The organism is Virgibacillus sp. NKC19-3, assembly GCF_019837165.1.
GTDB classification, from domain to species: domain Bacteria; phylum Bacillota; class Bacilli; order Bacillales; family Amphibacillaceae; genus Virgibacillus_L; species Virgibacillus_L saliphilus.
In genome coordinates this window covers 1903893-1923812 of record NZ_JAGYHC010000001.1, presented here as the reverse complement: position 1 = coordinate 1923812, position 19920 = coordinate 1903893, and the positions used below count along the sequence as shown (strand labels likewise).

Annotated in this window: 19 protein-coding genes and 2 tRNA genes; 2 read left to right on the top strand and 19 right to left on the bottom strand. The window is 38.6% G+C overall.

Annotation, left to right across the window (positions count from 1 at the left end):
* Positions 1–83: 83 nt before the first annotated feature.
* The 8 genes from KFZ56_RS09215 to KFZ56_RS09180 all read right to left on the bottom strand — a co-directional run bounded on the left by KFZ56_RS09215 (position 84) and on the right by KFZ56_RS09180 (position 5095).
* Positions 84–157, bottom strand: a tRNA-Arg gene (locus KFZ56_RS09215).
* A gap of 16 nt (positions 158–173) precedes the next feature.
* Positions 174–244: transfer RNA gene (locus KFZ56_RS09210), tRNA-Gly, on the bottom strand.
* 247 nt (positions 245–491) lie between these two features.
* Positions 492–1004: a metallophosphoesterase family protein gene (locus tag KFZ56_RS09205; RefSeq protein ID WP_222641666.1), complete on the bottom strand. Its 513-nt coding sequence runs from the start codon at positions 1002–1004 to the stop codon at positions 492–494.
* A complete protein-coding gene (locus tag KFZ56_RS09200) occupies positions 1001–1612 on the bottom strand; it encodes an XTP/dITP diphosphatase (RefSeq protein WP_222641665.1) in 612 nt (203 codons plus the stop codon). The genes KFZ56_RS09205 and KFZ56_RS09200 overlap by 4 nt, the downstream gene beginning before the upstream one ends.
* Positions 1613–1622: 10 nt before the next feature.
* Complete coding sequence (gene rph / locus KFZ56_RS09195) at positions 1623–2372, bottom strand: ribonuclease PH (protein ID WP_222641664.1); 750 nt, start codon at positions 2370–2372, stop codon at positions 1623–1625.
* Between the two features lie 193 nt (positions 2373–2565).
* Positions 2566–3657, bottom strand: a complete 1092-nt coding sequence (locus KFZ56_RS09190; RefSeq protein ID WP_222641663.1) for a GerMN domain-containing protein — start codon at positions 3655–3657, stop codon at positions 2566–2568.
* A gap of 154 nt (positions 3658–3811) precedes the next feature.
* Complete coding sequence (gene racE / locus KFZ56_RS09185; RefSeq protein ID WP_222641662.1) at positions 3812–4621, bottom strand: glutamate racemase; 810 nt, start codon at positions 4619–4621, stop codon at positions 3812–3814.
* Between the two features lie 21 nt (positions 4622–4642).
* Positions 4643–5095, bottom strand: a complete 453-nt coding sequence (locus KFZ56_RS09180; RefSeq protein ID WP_222641661.1) for a MarR family winged helix-turn-helix transcriptional regulator — start codon at positions 5093–5095, stop codon at positions 4643–4645.
* 351 nt (positions 5096–5446) lie between these two features.
* On the opposite strand from KFZ56_RS09180, the gene KFZ56_RS09175 reads away from it, so the two are divergent.
* Entirely contained in the window at positions 5447–5671 is a 225-nt protein-coding gene (locus tag KFZ56_RS09175; RefSeq protein ID WP_222641660.1) for a helix-turn-helix domain-containing protein, read from the top strand.
* A 58-nt stretch (positions 5672–5729) separates the two neighbouring features.
* On the opposite strand, the gene sdhB is transcribed toward KFZ56_RS09175, so the two are convergent.
* Genes sdhB through KFZ56_RS09160 form a run of 3 tightly spaced genes read right to left on the bottom strand, consistent with a single transcriptional unit; the run spans position 5730 to position 8915 of the window.
* A complete protein-coding gene (sdhB, locus tag KFZ56_RS09170; protein WP_222641659.1) occupies positions 5730–6494 on the bottom strand; it encodes a succinate dehydrogenase iron-sulfur subunit in 765 nt (254 codons plus the stop codon).
* A 15-nt stretch (positions 6495–6509) separates the two neighbouring features.
* Positions 6510–8261 carry a succinate dehydrogenase flavoprotein subunit gene (gene sdhA / locus KFZ56_RS09165; protein ID WP_222641658.1) on the bottom strand — a complete coding sequence of 584 codons (1752 nt, stop codon included), beginning with the start codon at positions 8259–8261 and terminating at the stop codon, positions 6510–6512.
* A 33-nt stretch (positions 8262–8294) separates the two neighbouring features.
* Positions 8295–8915 (bottom strand): succinate dehydrogenase cytochrome b558 subunit, encoded by a 621-nt coding sequence (locus KFZ56_RS09160; protein ID WP_222641657.1) that lies wholly within the window; start codon positions 8913–8915, stop codon positions 8295–8297.
* 318 nt (positions 8916–9233) lie between these two features.
* Between KFZ56_RS09160 and KFZ56_RS09155 the strand changes: the two genes are divergently transcribed.
* Positions 9234–9671, top strand: coding sequence for a YslB family protein (locus KFZ56_RS09155; protein WP_222641656.1), 438 nt, complete (start codon positions 9234–9236; stop codon positions 9669–9671).
* Positions 9672–9686: 15 nt separating this feature from the next.
* Here the strand turns inward: KFZ56_RS09155 and uvrC are convergent, their stop codons facing one another.
* The 8 genes from uvrC to KFZ56_RS09115 form a co-directional block, all read right to left on the bottom strand.
* Complete coding sequence (gene uvrC / locus KFZ56_RS09150) at positions 9687–11465, bottom strand: excinuclease ABC subunit UvrC (protein ID WP_222641655.1); 1779 nt, start codon at positions 11463–11465, stop codon at positions 9687–9689.
* 136 nt (positions 11466–11601) lie between these two features.
* Positions 11602–11916, bottom strand: a complete 315-nt coding sequence (trxA, locus tag KFZ56_RS09145) for a thioredoxin (RefSeq protein ID WP_222641654.1) — start codon at positions 11914–11916, stop codon at positions 11602–11604.
* Positions 11917–12274: 358 nt separating this feature from the next.
* Complete coding sequence (locus tag KFZ56_RS09140) at positions 12275–13249, bottom strand: electron transfer flavoprotein subunit alpha/FixB family protein (protein ID WP_222641653.1); 975 nt, start codon at positions 13247–13249, stop codon at positions 12275–12277.
* 30 nt (positions 13250–13279) lie between these two features.
* A complete protein-coding gene (locus KFZ56_RS09135; protein ID WP_222641652.1) occupies positions 13280–14053 on the bottom strand; it encodes an electron transfer flavoprotein subunit beta/FixA family protein in 774 nt (257 codons plus the stop codon).
* Positions 14054–14077: 24 nt separating this feature from the next.
* On the bottom strand, positions 14078–14848 hold the full coding sequence (locus tag KFZ56_RS09130) for an enoyl-CoA hydratase (protein ID WP_222641651.1): 771 nt from the start codon (positions 14846–14848) through the stop codon (positions 14078–14080).
* Between the two features lie 51 nt (positions 14849–14899).
* The gene (gene fadR / locus KFZ56_RS09125; protein WP_222641650.1) at positions 14900–15487 is read right to left on the bottom strand and encodes a fatty acid metabolism transcriptional regulator FadR; all 588 of its coding nucleotides are present in this window, start codon (positions 15485–15487) and stop codon (positions 14900–14902) included.
* 123 nt (positions 15488–15610) lie between these two features.
* Positions 15611–17305: a long-chain-fatty-acid--CoA ligase gene (locus KFZ56_RS09120; protein ID WP_222641649.1), complete on the bottom strand. Its 1695-nt coding sequence runs from the start codon at positions 17303–17305 to the stop codon at positions 15611–15613.
* 269 nt (positions 17306–17574) lie between these two features.
* Entirely contained in the window at positions 17575–19917 is a 2343-nt protein-coding gene (locus tag KFZ56_RS09115; protein WP_222641648.1) for an endonuclease MutS2, read from the bottom strand.
* Positions 19918–19920 lie beyond the last annotated feature (3 nt).

Sequence of the window (19920 nt, the reverse complement as noted above, 5' to 3'; positions counted from 1 at the left end):
ATTTTCCCATACTCCTGTTTAATGAAACCTAAAAATGATAAAAAAGAGAAACCTATTTCAATTTTATAGGTTTCTCTTGATGATGTCCCAGGCAGGATTCGAACCTGCGACCCACAGCTTAGAAGGCTGTTGCTCTATCCAGCTGAGCTACTGGGACATATTTATGTAAATGAAGCGGGTGAAGGGAATCGAACCCTCGTCATCAGCTTGGAAGGCTGAGGTTTTACCACTAAACTACACCCGCACAGTATTAGAATATTTATATCGATAATTTTAACGAACAAGATTTATTATATGCATTGAGCTTTTTTTTGTCAATAGTTTATCCGGAAAAAGTTTAAAAGCATAGCTTGTCGAATCATATCGACAAGCTCATTGCTTTATAGAGGTGTTCAAAAGTCCGGTGAAAACGACGCTTCAATGTTCACACAAACGCTTGTTTCTCCCCTTCGAACTTCTTGGCCCCTTTTAACCTCCTTTTGAACACACCCTTATAATGAAGCATGATATGTTAATTCCTCTACAATATCTCCTCTATCAACCGTATGGAAAGTAACTGTGATATCATCTGTACGATCAAATTCCATGATAGCATATGTCTTCTCTGAACGATTTCTAGGCAATCGTATACTTCCCGGATTGATAAAAAGTTGCTCACCTATTTGCTCTGCACCAGCGATATGGGTGTGTCCAAAACAAATAACCTTGGCATTCATTTCTTCCGCCCGGTACCCTATCGTCATCAAATTTGCCTTCACTTGATGAAGGTGTCCATGAGTGACAAAGAAAGAGAGTCCATCGATAGTTAATATTTGTTCTTCAGGAAACCGGGTATCATGATCCGTATTTCCTCCCACTTTAATAAATCCATCTAACTCCATGGCATCCATGTCTAATTCAGAGTCACCGCAATGAATCATGTGTTTTAAATGATGACGTTCTTTTATTTCTGTAATTTGATCACGTAGCCCATGGCTATCACTAAGTATTAAAACCTTGGTCATTCAGAGCCCCTCCCAGCAATTGTTTTTATCGATTCCTCCAGAAGCGCAATCGCATTTTTTCGATGACTTATCCGGTTCTTTTCGTCTTTTGAAAGCTGTGCCATTGTTTTTATGTAATGTTCAGGAATAAAAATGGGATCATATCCAAAACCATTTTCCCCCGTTTGGGAAAATGCAATGCTTCCTTCACAATAACCTTTACGAATGATCGTCTTTTCACCTGGTATGGCAATTGCTATGACAGAAACAAATCTTGCTGTTCGTTCCGCTTCCGGCACTGTACGTAATTCACCCAATAATTTGTCGATGTTCGCCTGATCATCTTTTGGCTCTCCTGCATATCTTGCTGAATAAACACCCGGCCTGCCATTTAAAGCATCAACCATTAATCCTGAATCATCTGCCAAAACAGGCGACGATAATCTAGCTGCTATTTCTTCAGCTTTTAAAACAGCATTTTCTTCAAATGTTATGCCGGTTTCTTCGACATCAGGGATATCTCTCTTTAAATCCAACAAAGAAACGGCTTCTATACCATATACTGCAAAGAAATCTTTAAATTCTGTCGCTTTCCCACGATTTTTGGTTGCTATAATGACTTGTTTCATTCTTATTCTCCTATATAATAGTTTCACCTATCCGTTTCGATAAATCGCCTATTACTTCTTTTTGCTTTTTGGTAATTTGATCTAAACCTTCATTTGCAAGCTGAAGCATCGTTTGTAATTGACTGCCTGAAAACGTTGCTTCCTCTCCAGTGCCCTGAATTTCAACGAACTCCCCGGATCCTGTCATAACAATGTTCATGTCGACGTAAGCCCGAGAATCTTCTTCATAATTCAAGTCCAGAATTTCCATTCCATCCGGTAAAATTCCTACAGAAATTGCACTTAAAAAATCAGTTACAGGCATTTTTTTGATTGTTCCCTTGTCCAGTAATTTTCCAAATGCTAGAACAACCGCTACAAATGCACCGGTAATCGATGCCGTTCTTGTACCACCGTCCGCCTGGATAACATCACAATCAACCCAAATGGTTCGTTCTCCTATTTTATCTAAGTCAACAATCGAACGTAGAGCTCTGCCGATTAATCGTTGTATTTCCATTGTTCTGCCACTGACTTTCCCTTTGGATGACTCTCTGATATTCCGTTGTGCTGTAGCCCTTGGAAGCATTGCATATTCAGCCGTAATCCATCCCTTTCCCTGACCGCGCATAAACGGAGGAACCCTCTCCTCGATGCTTGCATTACAAATCACCTTCGTGTCCCCCACCTCGATTAAAACAGAGCCTTCCGGATGCGTAATGTAATTTGACGTAATGGTTACCGACCGTAAATCATTTGGTTGACGCTCATCGTTTCTCATTCATAAATCCTCCTTATTACACCCATTAGCTTAACATAATTTTACCAAACCTACACCAAATTATGTATTCGAAAACTTGGTTGTCACCAAGCCTTTAGGGGACAATCAAAGCCCGCACTTATGCAGTAAGAAAGTATTTTATACTTTCTTATCTGCCAAGCAAAAAAGAGGCTAAGTTGTATAGCCCCTTCGTTTAAAGCTTTTCCGTAGGTGAAAATGATTGTTTGGTAACAGGTTCATCATACGTTTCCCCATTTTCATTAACCAATTGCTCTACATTTTCTACCTTTATATCAACAGCTTCGACATCTTGCTGTTCTGTTAATGTTCGAACGATTGTCTCCATTACTTCATCTGAAATCATCGCCTGTTCCGGATCTGCAAGTATTCCTTCGTTAAAGACTAACTCAAGTACTCCATTTTCTAATACTGGTGTATCTGTTAATAGGGTTTCAGGATTAAAAACATGGGTCACATTTGTATTTAATCCCGGCCCCTGAATCATTTCTTCAACAATGGAGCCGAATATTTCTTCATTCTCCCCTTCCACATACTGTGTAACAGGTACATAATAACGATTTTCATTGTGCTCTGCCGGGTAATACATCGTTACAGCTTGGCTATCCAGTAAATCGAGCGTATCTGTTTTTGTAATATTTATTCCATTTGCTCTGGAGTACCCCTCTTTAATTGGTGTTCCATTTACTGGCATTTCTTCTTGCGTTTCGCCTTCGATCTGTAACTGTATTTTCTCCACGTTTTCAAATTGTGTTAATGTGTGTGTCATAGACTCCAGTATCTTCACTTCATTTTCAGCTTCATAATTTTCAAAATCACTGGAGACGTCAACGGTAAGTGTTCCATCCTCCTGCAGGTCCAAGCCTAATACTTCAGTTCCTTCAGGTAAAACGGCTTGGAATCCATTTGGCAACATCGAGGTAACAGGGCCACCTTCCACTAAATACTCAATGACTTGTGTTGCCACTTCTTTTGAATCAGGGTTTGGTAATTCCAATGTCTGGGAAGCAACCATTCCATTGGCATCGAGTAAATACAGCTCTCTTGCCACCGTTTCAGAAGCTTCTTCTTCTGCATTCCCTTCTTCCGCAATATCTTCGTCTTCAGCCGCTTCTTCACTTGATGATGGCGTATCTTCCGTATTATTCACTTCTTCTGCATCTTGAGGTGGATCCATTTCCTCAATTGATTGTTCCCCCTGCATACATCCTGTTAATATAATGGAGACAGTTAACGTTCCAGTCAAAAGAATCCCGCGCTTGTGCATGTCATTCCCCCCTATGATGGTTGTACTAGTATATATACGAGCTTCCTTATAAAAATAGACCAACCCTAACAAATTTTTTATGAGAACAACGATGTACTTGCGCGAGCTAACAAATTTTTATGAAGTAAAATGTCTAAAGTCCGGTACTCCTTTTTTAACCAATGGCTGCCTTTTTAATTGTTACCATGTGGGAAGTTGGGTGTTGAAAAATGCTTTCTGATATTTTGATAAACATATCCATATCGCCCGTCGTGAAAAATTGATGCACTGGGATCTGATCACTCTTATTTACTAATTGATGAACCTCGAGTATGGTACTTGTTTCCCTAGCTGTTTCTTCACTTGATGAAATAACAGTCACCTGATTGCCGATTACTGCTTGTATCGTATTTTTTATCAATGGATAATGGGTACACCCAAGGATTAATGTATCCATGTGATTCTTTACTTTCATTGGTTCTAATGTATCTTCCACAATTTTATCAGCCTGATCTCCATATAGTATTCCCTGCTCAATCATTGGTACAAATAAGGGACAAGCTAATGCATTTACATGAATCTGGGACTTAATATGTTTCAATGCATTGGTGTAAGCCCCGCTTCTGATCGTACCTTCTGTACCGATCACACCAACGTGGTTATTTTTTGTAAATTTAATTGCAGCACGTGCACCAGGTTGAATGACACCGATAACTGGAATAGGTAAACGATCCTGTAAATCTTTTAACGTAAACGCAGTTGCGGTATTACATGCAACAACAAGCATTTTTATATCTTTTTCCAGCAAAAATTCTACCATTTCCCACGTAAATTTTTGTACTTCTGCTTTTGATCTTGGACCATAGGGACATCTTGCTGTATCTCCTAGATAAATTAATTTCTCTTTAGGCAGTTGACGCATAAGCTCATGTACTACAGTTAGGCCGCCAACGCCGGAATCGATAACGCCGATTGCTCGCTCCAAACATATCCCTCTTCTATACTATTATTTTTCATTTACACTTTTCATTTCATCATATAGAAATGCTAATAACTCACTTAATTCCTGCGTTTGCCCATCAGAGAACTTATCTAAAACCTCACCCAAGTATTTCTGACGTTTCGCAATTACTTCATGAACAATGGTTTTCCCCTTATCCAATACATGAATTCGAACAACACGTTTATCATTTGAATCACGAACTCGCTCAACAAGGTTGTTCTTTTCCATCCGATCCACCAAATCTGTTGTTGTACTAAAAGCTAGACTTATTCGCTTGGATAGCTCACCAATTGTTAAATCGCCTTCATCCATCAACCACTGTATCGCAACAAATTGTGGAGAGGTAATAGGATAGTTGTTTAATATTTTACGTCCATGTTGTTTAATAACACCGGCTATATATCTGAGCCTTTTTTCTACATCTACAATAGCTTCTGTCGGTACGTGATTATCCAAAAGATCCCCCCTATAAACTTTTTGCAAGCGTAAAGCATGCAGATAGTATATACTACCCACACCACTATTATATCATTATATCAAAAAAGCCTTTTATTTTATAATGTCGTTTCTTAAAAATGATTGTTTGTGACACAAAAAATAGAAACTGCAAACGTAGTGTGCAATTCCCGTCGCAGTTTCTATCCTCTAGGAAGATTCACGATTTGGTTTTTGATAAACGTATACTGCAAAAAAGGAGGGAGGGTATCATAAAAATCCACGCACTATTTTTATAGGTTTTCATAAACTGTAGAGACTAAATAATTTCCCTTCAGTTGCAGCTCTGTGACAGCAAGGAGGGGTTAACATTTGAAGGACAATTCGTATAAACCGAAGCAATTATTAACGAAGCGTGAGAAAGAAGTATTCGAACTCTTGGTTCAAGATAAAACAACAAAGGAAATTGCCCAGGATCTGTTTATATCTGAAAAAACTGTCCGTAACCACATTTCAAATGCTATGCAAAAATTAGGAGTCAAGGGGCGTTCTCAGGCAGTAGTTGAGCTTCTTCGCATGGGGGAACTAAAGCTTTAAAAAAACCGACTTTCCTTAATTGGAAGTCGGTTTTTTTACTATCTATATCGTATACAAATTAATGTGCATGATCACTTCCAAAGAAGTTCTTGAATGCTTGAATATTTGTTGAGCGATTCATTGCAGCAATGGAAGTTGTTAATGGAATACCTTTTGGACAAACCTGAACACAGTTTTGGGCATTCCCACAACCATCAATTCCGCCTTCTTCCATTAAACCTTCTAATCTCTCACTAGCATTCATTTCTCCTGTTGGATGTGAATTAAATAAACGAACTTGTGACAGAGCAGCAGGCCCGATGAAATTTGATTTATCATTCACATTTGGGCAAGCCTCAAGGCAAACCCCGCAACTCATACATTTTGAAAGTTCGTAGGCCCATTGGCGTTTTTTCTCCGGCATACGAGGACCTGGACCCAAATCATGGGTACCATCAATCGGAATCCATGCTTTAATCTGTTTTAACGCATCAAACATGCGCTCCCGGTCCACAATTAAATCACGTACCACCGGGAATGTATCCATTGGTGCTAAACGGATCGGTTGCTCTAAATCATCAACTAGGGCTGCACAAGATTGTGCGGCTGTTCCATTAATAACCATAGAACAGGCACCACAGACTTCTTCGAGGCAATTCATATCCCAATAAACGGGAGCTGTTTTTTCCCCATTTGCATTTACTGGATTTTCTCGAATCGACATTAATCCGGAAATGACATTCATATTTTTACGATAAGGAACATTAAACGTTTCCTCATACGGGGCTGATTCCGGATCATCTTGTCTAGTTATGATAAATGTAACTGTTTGTTCTTCAACCATTATTCATTACTCCCTTCACTTTGATGTAGAATAATCACGCTTACGAGGTTTAACCAATGATGTATCAACTTCTTCATAACTTATTACAGGAGATTCCGTCTCATGATCAAAATTCGCAATTGTCGTTTTCAGCCATTCTTCATCATTACGTTCAGGGAATTCAGGTTTGTAATGTGCTCCGCGACTTTCATTACGGTTGTAGGCCCCTAGAGTGATTACGCGTGCTAAATGAAGCATGTTTTTTAATTGACGTGTAAACATAACGCCCTGATTACTCCAGCGAGCTGTATCATTTACACCAATATTCTCCCAGCGTTCCAGAAGCTCAACGATCTTTTCATCTGTTTGCAACAATTTTTCATTGTCACGTACTACTGTAACGTTGTCTGTCATCCACTCTCCAAGCTCTTTGTGAAGGCGGTAGGCATTTTCACTTCCGTCCATTTTCATAAGAGATTCGAACTTCTCTTGTTCTTCTTTCTCTCTTGCTTCAAATAGATCAGACGGAAGGTCTTCAACATGCGTCTCTAGCCCGTCAATATATTTAATGGCACTAGGTCCTGCGACATTACCACCATGAATGGCAGATAGCAAGGAGTTAGCACCTAAGCGATTTCCTCCATGTTGCGAATAGTCACACTCCCCGGCAGCAAATATCCCAGGAATGCTTGTCATTTGATTGTAATCTACCCATAATCCTCCCATCGAATAATGAACAGCTGGGAAAATTTTCATAGGAACTTTACGTGGATCTTCTCCTACAAATTTTTCATAGATTTCGATAATCCCACCAAGCTTAATGTCCAGCTCTTTCGGATCTTTATGTGATAGATCAAGATAAACCATGTTTTCACCATTAATTCCAAGCTTCTGATTCACACAAACATCAAATATCTCCCTTGTTGCAATATCACGAGGTACAAGATTACCATATGCCGGGTACTTCTCTTCCAGAAAATACCATGGTTCCCCGTCTTTATATGTCCAAATACGTCCACCTTCACCACGAGCTGATTCACTCATAAGGCGTAATTTGTCATCTCCAGGTATTGCTGTTGGATGAATTTGAATAAACTCCCCATTTGCATATGCTGCGCCTTGCTGATACAAAGTACTAGCAGCGGATCCTGTGTTAATCATTGAGTTTGTTGATTTTCCAAAAATGATTCCAGGACCACCTGTAGCAAAAATGGTAGCATCTGAAGGGAAGGATTTTATTTCATGTGTTGTAACATTTTGCCCTACAATTCCTTTCCCAACACCATCTTCATCGATGATGGCACCGAGGAATTCCCAACCTTCATATTTTGTTACCAGGCCCTCTACCTCATAACGGCGAACCTGCTCATCCAGTGCATATAACAACTGCTGTCCTGTAGTTGCACCTGCATAGGCTGTACGATGGAGTTGCGTTCCACCGAAACGACGGAAATCCAACAGCCCTTCTGGTGTACGATTAAACATAACACCCATTCGATCCAGCATATTTATAATACTGGGTGCTGCATCTGTCATCGCTTTTACCGGTGGTTGATTTGCTAAAAAGTCACCACCATAAACGGTATCATCTAAATGAATAGCTGGTGAATCTCCTTCACCTTTTGTGTTTACTGCACCATTGATTCCGCCTTGCGCACATACAGAGTGAGAACGTTTTACAGGTACAATAGAAAAGAGGTCTACATTTACGCCTGCCTCGGCTGCTTTTATTGTTGCCATTAATCCGGCAAGCCCGCCACCAACGACAGCGATTTTACGATTACTCATGGTATTACTCACTCCTTTTTTATATAGGAAATATTATACGCCGTATGCAAATGTAATTAGCGTTCTTATGCCAAGATAACTGATTCCAAGAAATAGGATTAATGTTGCATATGTAGATATTTTTTGTGATTTTGGCGATTGTGTAATCCCCCAAGTTACTAAAAAACTCCATAATCCGTTTGCAAAATGAAATGTCGTTGAAAGAACACCAATAACATAAAACCAAAACATAATCGGATTGGTTAAAATGCCCTCCATTAGACTATAATTCAAATCCACGTTACCCATGCCGATTTGTATACGCGTCTCCCATACATGCCATACAATAAATATTAAGGTAACAATTCCCGTAAAGCGTTGCAGGTAGAATAACCAGTTACGGAGATAGCCGTAACTTCTCTTATTATTCCGTGTTACAAATACAATATAAACCCCTAGTACTGCATGGAATAGTATCGGCAAATAAATCACAAAAATTTCGAGCAACAGCACAAATGGAAGCCCTCCCATAAAACCTGCTGCCTTGTTGAAACTTTCTTCCCCATACACAGCAAAATGGTTCACAATTAAATGCTGAACCAGAAATATCCCAATTGGAACCACGCCTAATAGCGAGTGTAACCTTCTGTAATAAAACTCACGTTGTCCCGCCATGTGTTACCCCCCTTAGCTTATCAAGTTAGAATATTCATTTCTGTACACATACCAGACAAATAGGATTGTACAAGACCGTTTCATCTTCATACTGCCAGATATTGTACAAATTGTGACATATATATTGTACTTCTAAGTCCAATTAGCGTCAAGAAAAGCAGGCATTAAATTTAGATAATTAGATATTTGCTATATTTAAATAGAATAAAAAAATGCTTTGAATACTTGCGTAATCACTTAATTATATAGATAATAATACTAATAAACTACTACATAGCAAAGGAAATGTTAGTTTTATATAAAGAAGGGATGGCATTCATGGCACAAAAAAAGGAATCACTTTCCGTTTCTCAACTTGACGAATTACATACCGCCGGCGCCGGCTATGATGTACTCAGGTACATAAGTTTACCTGAAATATTAGGCAAAGAGTCCAATACGCTCTTATATTTCATGGGAAGAAACCTAGCCAGAAAACTGGATATAAAGGCGATCGAAGATATCTATTATATTTTCGATAAATTAGGTTGGGGAAATTTGGAACTGATAAAAGAGAAAAGAAAAGAGCTAGTATTCCATCTAATGGCAGATGCAGTAGTGCAACGACTAAACGCCTCATTTGAGACAGAATTTCGTTTAGAAGCGGGGTTCTTGGCAGAAGCCATTCAAATGATAAATGAAAGAGAATGTGAATGTGTAGAGGCAATCAACCACAAAATACATCAAATTGAATTTACAGTAATTTACACAGAGTAAGAAAGATAGCTAAAGCTATCTTTCTTCATTTAAATGTATCCTGATAGACTCCGCTATATCTGTAGGGATGCCTAGCCTGGTTAACTCTGTTAACGAGGCATTTTTAATTTCATTGATGGATTTAAAATGCGTTAATAATAATCTTCTGCGCTTTTGGCCAACACCTGGAATTTTGTCTAATTCCGACTGAAAAAGATTCTTACCGCGTAATTGACGATGAAAGGAAATGGCGAATCTATGAACCTCATCCTGTATTCGTTGCACGAGATAAAATTCCTGGGATTTTCTTGATAATGGAATGACCGTTGGTGGTACACCGTATAATAATTCACTGGTTCTGTGTTTATCATCCTTTGCCAATCCGCATAAAGGGATGTCCAGCCCCAATTCATTTTCCAATACATCTAGAGCCGCACTCATTTGCCCTTTACCACCATCAACCATGATAAGGTCAGGTAATGGCAAATTGTCCTTTAAGACTCTTTTGTATCTCCTCCGAATAACCTCCCGCATTGTCTCATAGTCATCTGGTCCCTGTACATCTTTTATTTTATACTTACGGTATTCCTTCTTATTTGGGCGACCATCAATAAAAACAACCATGGCCGAAACAGGATCCACTCCTTGAATATTGGAATTATCAAAAGCCTCAATGCGTTTTGGGGTCTCAATATGGAGCACATCTCCAAGTTGTTCCACTGCCAGTACCGTTTTTTCCTCATCCCGCTCAATTAAAGAAAATTTTTCTTCCAAAGCAATTTTTGCATTTTTCATTGCCAGCTCCACCAATTCTTTTTTGCGCCCTCGAAATGGTGTATGAACATCAACCTCCAGCAATTCCTTTACCAATTCATTATCTGCTCCGATCGGGAGCAATATTTGCTTTGGCTTCGGATGGTTCTGATGAAGATAAAATCGACCAATATAACTAATAAAAGATTCTTCCGGCTCATCGAAAAACGGAAAAATGGCTACATCCCGCTCAATCAGATTTCCTTGTCTAATAAAAAATGTTTGAATACACATCCATCCCTTATCATAGCTGTAACCGAAAACATCTCTGTCGGAACGATCATTTAACGTCATCTTTTGTTGCTCCATGACTACTTCAATATGTTGTACTTGGTCTCGTAGCTCTTTCGCCCTTTCAAAATTAAGTTCTTCACTAGCTTCATGCATTTTTTGGTTTAATTCTTTCTTAATTTCTTTATAACCCCCATTTAGAAACGAGGTGATTTGTTGTGAAATAGCTTTATAAGTCTCCACAGAAGGAGGATGTTCACTGCATGCTAAACATTGCCCCATGTGATAATAAAGACAATGACGGCCCGGCGGATTATTGCATTTCTTCAATGGATATAATCGATCGAGTAACCTCTTCGTTTCTCTTGCGGCGATCACATTTGGGTATGGCCCAAAGTATTTTCCTTTATCCTTCTTCACATTCCGAGTAATTAATAATCGAGGATGACGCTCAGATGTTATTTTTAAATAGGGGTATGTTTTATCATCCTTTAGCATCACATTATACTTTGGATCATATTTCTTTATTAAATTCATTTCCAGAATCAATGCTTCAATTTCTGAAGTAGTCACAATGTACTCAAAATCCTCTATTTCTTGCACTAAACGTTGCGTTTTACGATCGTGAGCACCTGTGAAATAAGAACGAACACGGTTCCTTAACAACTTGGACTTTCCCACATATATAATTGTATGTTGTTTGTCTTTCATTAAGTAACACCCTGGCTGGGCAGGTAGTATGGCTAATTTTTCTTTTATAACTTCGTTCATTGTATCTCATTCCCTCGGATTTATCTTTAAAAGAGGACGACTTTTATTTTTGATTTTATTCATATATAAACTAAAGATAATCCCTTGCTACATGATGCAACAAGGGATTCATCGTATTTTGCTATATTATTATATTTTATGCATGTTTGTTAATTAAATCAACAAGTGCTTCTTTCGGTTGGAAGCCGATAACCTGATCTACAACGTCACCATCTTTGAATAGTAACAATGTTGGAATACTCATCACACCGTATTTACCAGCTGTTTCCTGATTTTCATCTACATCAAGTTTAACGATTTGAACTTTTTCGTCCATTTCGCCATCGATTTCTTCCAGTACTGGTGCGATCATTTTACAAGGTCCGCACCATGGTGCCCAAAAGTCAGCTAATACCAATCCTTCAGAAGTTTCCTTCGCGAAATCTTGATCTGACACATGTACGATAGCCATTCGTTCATTCCTCCTTATTCATCTTAAAACTTATCATGAGTATATCATCGATATTCTATCCACGCTAATACAATGCTTATACGAATAACAAAAACGCTGGATCTATTTAATCTTGTTTTTGAGCTATAGATAGAAATTGTGACGTAATTACTATCCGCTAAAATCGCCGTTCGGGTCAGTGAAGGGTGGATGCTTTCCGCGAGCTCACCAGCCTCCCGCGGAAAGCATAATATATTTCCGGAGCGCTAGGTTAAAATACACTTCACATCAGCCGCGCAGTTTTAAAAGCAACCATGTTTACAAAAAGTCAAAGATAAAAGACCTGACCAAATAATGATCAGGCCCCCTTTGAACTTAATTATTGGTTTACCTTTTTGATTTCTTCCGTTAATTTAGGGATAATTTCAAACAGATCACCAACAATACCATAATCAGCAACATTAAAGATATTTGATTCTGCATCTTTATTTATTGCTACAATGACCTTTGAATTGGACATACCAGCCAGATGCTGAATGGCTCCGGAAATTCCAACAGCAATGTAAAGATCAGGTGTTACAACTTTACCGGTTTGGCCAATTTGAAGAGAGTAATCGCAATACTGAGCATCACATGCACCACGTGAAGCACCTACTGCCCCTCCTAACGCGTCAGCTAATTCATATAATGGCTTAAATCCTTCTTCACTTTTTACGCCACGTCCCCCGGCAACAATAACATTTGCCTCAGATAAATCTACCCCTTCAGAAGCTTTACGGATTACATCTTTAATAGTAGTCCGGATGTCTGTAACATCGATATCCTTTTCCGTTATATCTCCAGTACGTGTTTCATCACGTTCAAGCGCAGGAATATTATTAGGTCTTATTGTTACAAACGTTAAACCATCTGTAATTATTTTCTTTTCAAATGCTTTACCGGAATAAATGGGTCTGATAAATTCTACCTTATCCCCATCCGCTTCAATTTGTACCGCATCTGATACCAACCCGGTTTCCAATTTGTTCGCGAGCTTCGGTGTTAAATCCTTACCTATAGCGGTATGCCCCATCACAATTCCCGCTGGAGATTCTTCATTGATAACAGCCATTAACGCTTGTCCGTAGCCTTCTGATGTATATGATTTCAAATTATCATGTTTCACCGTTACTACACGATCTGCACCATAATAGATCATTTCTTGTGCCTGATTCGTTAAATCTTCATCACCAAGTATGACTCCAACAATTTCGCTACTTTCATTTATTTTTTTCGCAGCTGCAATTGCTTCAAATGTTACATTACGCAATGAAGCGTCTTTATTTTCACCAATAATAAGTAATTTATCACGCACGTCACATTTCTCCTTTCTAATTTGAAACGTTTATAGTACTTTATCTTCCTTTTTCAACAAAGAAACCAATTCCTCGACCTGGTTCTCTACTTCTCCTTCCAGCATTCTTCCTGCCTCTTTCTCTGGTGGAAGAAACACGTCAACTGTTTTCGTTTTTGCTTCTACATCATCTTCGTCTAAATCCAGATCATCCATTTCCAATTCTTCCAATGGTTTCTTTTTCGCCTTCATAATACCAGGCAATGAAGGGTATCTTGGTTCATTTAAACCTTGTTGACATGTGACAAGAACAGGAAGGCTTGTCTCTAAAACTTCTACATCACCTTCAACATCCTTTTCAATATGAACGTTGTCCCCATCTATGTTTAGACTTGTGATTGTAGTGACATATGAGATTCCTAAGCTATCTGCCAATCTTGGCCCAACTTGACCACTTGCTTCATCAATAGCAACGTTACCGGCAAGAATTAAATCCACATCCCTTTCTTCAAAGAAGGCCTTTAAGATTTTCACAGTTGTATATTGGTCTCCTTCTTCAAGGTCATCTTCTGTATTAATTAATACCGCTTTATCTGCCCCCATCGCTAGAGCTGTACGTAATTGCTTCTCCGATTCACCATCTCCAATTGTTACCACAGTAACTTCTCCACCATGAGTATCACGCTGGGTGATTGCTTCTTCAACTGCATATTCATCATATGGATTTATGATATATTCTGCACCATCATCTTCAATTTGACCATCTGATATATTTATTTTTTCTTCTGTATCAAACGTTTTCTTTAATAATACATAAATATTCATGGGGCTTCTCCTCCTTTAAAATGTTTATTCATCTTGAAATCTAGGCTTTCGCTTATCAATAAAGGCTTGTATACCTTCCTTTGCATCCTCGGAATCAAATATTTCGCTAAACGCTTCCGCTTCCGCTTGCACACCCTCTGAAAATTGTTCTGTTTTTGCATATGGAATAAGGCACATAACACTATTTATCGTAAGCTTACTTTTTGCTACAATTTTCTCTGCCAGTTTACTAGTTTTAGAATCTAGTTCTTCATCTGTTACTACATGATTAACAAGACCGAAAGTATGCGCTTCACTACCGCTGATAGGCTCTCCGGTTAAAATCATTTCATACGCTTTGTTCAATCCAACATATTGGGGTAAACGTTGCGTACCCGCAAAACCGGGAATAATCCCCAGCATGACCTCTGGCAAGCCGAGCTTAGCATTCTCTGTAACAATTCGGATATGACAAGCCATCGCAAGCTCTAATCCTCCTCCTAAAGCAGCACCATGAACCGATGCAATAACCGGAATAGAAAAATGTTCAATCCGATCAAAGAGCTGTTGCCCCCTATTTGATAGCGATTTCAAATCTGACGTATTTTGCAGCGATGTAAATTCTTTAATATCTGCACCAGCTGAGAAAAATTTTCCTTCCCCCTTTACGACAACTGCTTTAATAGTCGTATCTTGTTCAACGTGATCAAGATGCTTCGCAAGGTCAGTTAATAATGTACTGGATAATGCATTTGCCGGGGGGCTTTGGATTGTTAAATAAGCAATATTGTTAATTGCTTCATATTTTATAGCCAAGAATCACAACCTCCTTTGCATAAGTATAAATGAAAATTCAAATTTTGAAAACTATTCTTTTCCAGAAAGTCCATTTATTAGTAAATCATGAACGATGGGAGCTTGACTTACTAAATCATATTTCCCTTCTTTCATTACCCAATTTGTAACAATTTCATCTAAGGTTCCAAATACCATCTGGCGAACAAGGTGAACGTTCAAGTCATTCCTGAATGTGCAATCACTCATCCCTTCTTTAACAATACCGTCCATGACTGCTAAGTATGGTTTTAACACGTTATTGATTTGAAAACGCAACGCAGCATTTGACTGCCTTAATTCCAATTGGGTAACAATTGCCAAATGATAATTCCCTGCAAGCTGTCTAAAATGCATTTCAATCAATGTGAGTAATTTACTGCTTGCACTTTTCATTTCTTGAATACTTTCAATAATTCGCTCAATAAATTGTCCCATTTTCTCTTCAAAAACAGAAACCAGAATATCCTCTTTATTTTTGAAATAAAGGTAAATCGTTCCATCTGCTACTCCTGCTTTTTTGGCAATCTTGGAAACTTGTGATGCATGATATCCATTTTCTGCAATTACTTCTACAGCTGCTTCAATGATTTGATTGTACTTTGGTTTCGTCTTTTTCATAATAATCTCCTTGAATTCAACAATAAAATGAATGAATAATCATTCATAAATTTATTGTAAAACTCGAATTTCATTATGTCAATGCAAAGCTTGTTTCATTATTGCCTAAAAAAGAGAGTAAGTTCAAAGGCTGCTTTCTTTTTGCGTCTTTTCTTCGTCAATTAATTGTCGTCTTAGAATCTTCCCTACAGCTGTTTTTGGTAATTCTTCGCGAAAGTCATAAGCTCTCGGCACTTTAAATGCTGCAAGATGCTTTCTGCAATAAGCATTTAATTCTTTTTCTGTCAGTGCATATCCCTCCTTTAATACAACATAGGCCTTCACTGTTTCCCCGCGATACGGATCCGGTATTCCTACTACAACTGCTTCCTGAATGCCTTCATTCTCATAAAGCACTTCTTCTACTTCTCTTGGATAAATATTATAACCACCAGCAATGATGACATCTTTTTTGCGATCCACGACAAAAAAATAACCCTCATCGTTCATATAGCCGAGATCACCTGTAAATAACCAGCCATTTTTCAATACATTATCTGTTTCCTCTTGATTATTCCAGTACCCTTTCATAATCTGTGGACCTTTTACAGCAATCTCTCCAACTTCACCTATATCTGCTTCTTCACCGGATGTCATCCTAAAAATTTTCGAATCCGTATCAGGCCAAGGTACACCAATACTGCCATTCACCCGATTCCCCCAAACAAAATTGGCATGTGTAACCGGTGATGACTCTGTTAGTCCATATCCTTCTATCAAACTTCCATCGGTAATTTTTTCAAATTGTTCCTGTACTTCTACGGGTAATGGAGCAGAACCACTTATGCAAGCCTGAATGGACGACAAGTCATATTTATTGATGGCCGGATGGCTTAAAATTCCGATATAAATCGTTGGGGCTCCTGGAAATAAAGTTGGTTTTTGTTTTTGTATTGTTTTCAACACCTCTTCAGCATCAAAATTAGGCAACAGAATCATTTTGAACCCTTGCATAACCGCCATATTCATTACTGTCGTCATACCATATACATGGAAAAATGGTAATACACCTAAAACAACCTCTTCTCCTTCTTTGGTGTTATATAACCAAGAAACGCACATCTGTACATTTGACACTAAATTATAGTGCGTTAGCATAACCCCTTTTGGATTTCCCGTGGTTCCGCCGGTGTATTGCAATAACGCCAAATCATTCACTGGATCAACATCCACTTCTTCAAAATCCTCCGTGCTTTTTTCCATCATGAACTGCCACAGATGCGTTTCATTGCTTTGTTCTACTTTCACAACCATATTATACTGCTTCTTTTGAATAAATGGATACATGACATTCTTCGGAAACGGTAAGTAGTCTTTAATCCCGGTAACAATCGTATGTTTCAAATCTGTATTTGCGCGTACATTTGTGACCCTAGGCAGTAAAATATCCAGACAAACAATAAATGTTGCCCCGGAATCTTTCAATTGGTATTCCAATTCCCTCTCTTTATATAAGGGATTTGTTTGTACAACAATTGCTCCGGCCATCAGTGTAGCATAATAACTAATAACGGCTTGAGGTGAATTTGGCAACATTACAGCAACTCTATCTCCCTTTTGTAATCCTAAGGACTGCATGTAGTTTGCCATTCTCCTCGTTTGCGCATAAAGTTCGTTATAAGATAGCTCCTTTCCCATAAAATGAAGCGCTTTCTTTTTAGGGTAGCGTTGAACACTTTCAGCCAAAAATGCATGCAGGGACTTCTTGTCATAATCAATAGTGGTCGGTATTTCTGTTGGGTAATGCTTGTGCCACCTTTTTACTTGATGCAATAACATCTCCTCCTTTACTACTATATTATAACCCATTATACCGATTAATTTCTATTTTTTGAAATTTGAGCTTGTATTTTTTAAATTAAATAAATAACGCCTACAATTAAAAAAATAACTGCTACAATGATACATACTTTAGCTAACGTTTCCAACAGCTTTCTCCCCTTATATTGCAACTTGGGATATGAAATAAAAATACGAATCATAATGACACCCCGTAACTCAAGTTTTAAGAACAGGGTCCCATTATACGAGTTAAAATAGGATTCGTATTAACGAAATTCGATTACCGTAACACCACTGCCTCCTTCTCCTGAGGATCCTGGTCTTGATGAAGCAATACTTGCGTGGTTTCGTGCAAACTCCTGTACGCCCTTGCGCAGTGCACCGGTTCCCTTTCCGTGGATAATGGATACTTTAGGATAACCGGCAAGTAACGCATCATCCATATATTTTTCCAATTTTGACATCGCGTCTTCAAAACGCTCGCCCCGTATGTCCAGCTCTGTTTTAACATGGTAGTTAGATCCCTTGACCGTTGTTACCGGCTCCTCAACTTTTTCCTTTTGTTTACCGATTAACTGAAGGTCCTCACGTTCTGCCTTCACCTTCATAATTCCTACTTGCACAAGGTATTCGTGCTCATTCACTTGTTCAAGCACTGTACCCTGCTGATTTATGGTGTTTAATTTAATTTCATCACCCGGATGTAATGGTGTATTGGTTTTGCTCGGTGCTTCCTTTTTGGAATCTTGTTTTTGAGAAAGATTAGGTTTGGCTTCTTCGAGCATTTTCTTCGCTTCAATCCATTCATGTTCTTTTATTTGGGTATTATTTTTCATCGAACGAACTTCATCAACGATTAATTCCGCTTCTTCCCGTGCTTTATTTAATGCTTTGTCTGCTTTTTCTTCCGCTTTTTTATATAACGCTTCCCGTTTTTGATTAAATTGTTCCCATTGCTTCTCCATATCCTCCCGGAGCTTTTCACTTTCCAGTAAAACCTGATGTGCCTCTTGATAATCCTTCTCCGCATCCAATTGAGATTTTTCCAATGAAGCAATCATATTTTCAACACTTGTGGAATCAACACCAACATGACTTTTGGCTTGTTCAATCACGGAATCATGTAAACCTAGACGTTTGGATATATCAAACGCATTACTCCTCCCTGGCACACCTATCAGTAGGCGATAGGTTGGTTGAAGTGTTTCCATATCAAATTCCACAGATGCGTTAACAACATTATCTCTATTATAGCCATATGCTTTTAATTCTGGATAATGGGTTGTAGCAATAACACGGGCGCCTCTAGATACAACATCATCCAGAATAGACATGGCTAATGCAGCACCTTCTTGTGGATCTGTGCCAGCACCAAGCTCATCAAATAATACAAGCGTTTTATGATTGACATGGTTCAGGATATCTACAATATTCGTCATATGAGAAGAAAAAGTACTTAAATCTTGTTCAATTGATTGCTCATCACCAATATCTGCAAACACGTCTTCAAACACAGCCATTTCACATCCATCCAACGCCGGGATCTGCAAGCCGGATTGGGCCATTAATGTACATAAGCCAACCATTTTTAAAGTAACGGTCTTTCCACCTGTATTTGGTCCTGTAATGACGATAGCCGTATAGGTTTCTCCAATTTCTACGTCATTTGCAACTACTTCATCGCTTGATATAAGCGGATGCCGTGCCTGAGCCATTTTAATAATGCCTTGCTCATTCATGATTGGCATTACTGCTTTCATTTGCCTGCCTAGTTTAGCGCGGGCAAACATGAAATCGATTTGGGCTAAAACCCGAACATTTTCATGTAAAAGTGTCTCCTGCTCTGCGATATGTTCACTGATCACGCGTAAAATTCGCTCGATTTCCTGCCTTTCTTTGACATTAGCTTCCTGTAATTGGTTATTAAGATCAACCACTGCTTTCGGTTCCATAAATAATGTTTGACCAGAAGCGGATTGGTCATGAACAATACCTCCAATGGAACCGCGATGTTCTTGTTTTACTGGCAAGACATACCGTTCATTTCTTATCGTTATAATAGAATCAGACAACATATTGCTATTTGATTTGGTGTAACTATCTAGCTTATCACGTACCCTGCTTTCAAACGTACGAATGGAGGAACGAATACCACGCAGTTTCTCAGAAGCACTATCCATCACATGTCCATGATCATCAATGCTTAATTTTATATGTTTTTCTAGATCTCTAAGTGGTGTAATTTGCGTTACAAGCTCTTGTAGAATGGGAAGATCTTCTTCCAGGTCCTCCATAAAAGCTTTTACTTGTCGACCACCATAAATCGTATTTGCAACATCCAAAGCTTCCCTTGTGGAAAGAACGCCCCCAATAACGCTTCGTTTTAGGCTTGCTCGAATATCAGTAATTCCGCCTAAAGGAATGGACAAGTTTAAGCGTATAATCTGCATTGCTTCATCCGTCTCACGTTGCAAATCTTGGACTACACTTATATCCGTGGATGGTTGAAGTTTGGAAGCAAGATCCTTTCCCAATGAAGTTGCTGCCTGATTATTTAATTGTTCAATGACTTTTTCAAATTCCATTGTACGGAGAATTCTATCATTCATACG

What these genes read in the sequence shown, in the direction of transcription:
- KFZ56_RS09205 (WP_222641666.1), bottom strand. Translation starts at nt 1,004, where the DNA reads ATGACCAAGGTTTTAATACTTAGTGATAGCCATGGGCTACGTGATCAA.
- KFZ56_RS09200 (WP_222641665.1), bottom strand. Translation starts at nt 1,612, where the DNA reads ATGAAACAAGTCATTATAGCAACCAAAAATCGTGGGAAAGCGACAGAA.
- rph (WP_222641664.1), bottom strand. Translation starts at nt 2,372, where the DNA reads ATGAGAAACGATGAGCGTCAACCAAATGATTTACGGTCGGTAACCATT.
- KFZ56_RS09190 (WP_222641663.1), bottom strand. Translation starts at nt 3,657, where the DNA reads ATGCACAAGCGCGGGATTCTTTTGACTGGAACGTTAACTGTCTCCATT.
- sdhB (WP_222641659.1), bottom strand. Translation starts at nt 6,494, where the DNA reads ATGGTTGAAGAACAAACAGTTACATTTATCATAACTAGACAAGATGAT.
- sdhA (WP_222641658.1), bottom strand. Translation starts at nt 8,261, where the DNA reads ATGAGTAATCGTAAAATCGCTGTCGTTGGTGGCGGGCTTGCCGGATTA.
- KFZ56_RS09160 (WP_222641657.1), bottom strand. Translation starts at nt 8,915, where the DNA reads ATGGCGGGACAACGTGAGTTTTATTACAGAAGGTTACACTCGCTATTA.
- KFZ56_RS09155 (WP_222641656.1), top strand. Translation starts at nt 9,234, where the DNA reads ATGGCACAAAAAAAGGAATCACTTTCCGTTTCTCAACTTGACGAATTA.
- uvrC (WP_222641655.1), bottom strand. Translation starts at nt 11,465, where the DNA reads ATGAACGAAGTTATAAAAGAAAAATTAGCCATACTACCTGCCCAGCCA.
- trxA (WP_222641654.1), bottom strand. Translation starts at nt 11,916, where the DNA reads ATGGCTATCGTACATGTGTCAGATCAAGATTTCGCGAAGGAAACTTCT.
- KFZ56_RS09135 (WP_222641652.1), bottom strand. Translation starts at nt 14,053, where the DNA reads ATGAATATTTATGTATTATTAAAGAAAACGTTTGATACAGAAGAAAAA.
- fadR (WP_222641650.1), bottom strand. Translation starts at nt 15,487, where the DNA reads ATGAAAAAGACGAAACCAAAGTACAATCAAATCATTGAAGCAGCTGTA.
- KFZ56_RS09120 (WP_222641649.1), bottom strand. Translation starts at nt 17,305, where the DNA reads ATGTTATTGCATCAAGTAAAAAGGTGGCACAAGCATTACCCAACAGAA.
- KFZ56_RS09115 (WP_222641648.1), bottom strand. Translation starts at nt 19,917, where the DNA reads ATGAATGATAGAATTCTCCGTACAATGGAATTTGAAAAAGTCATTGAA.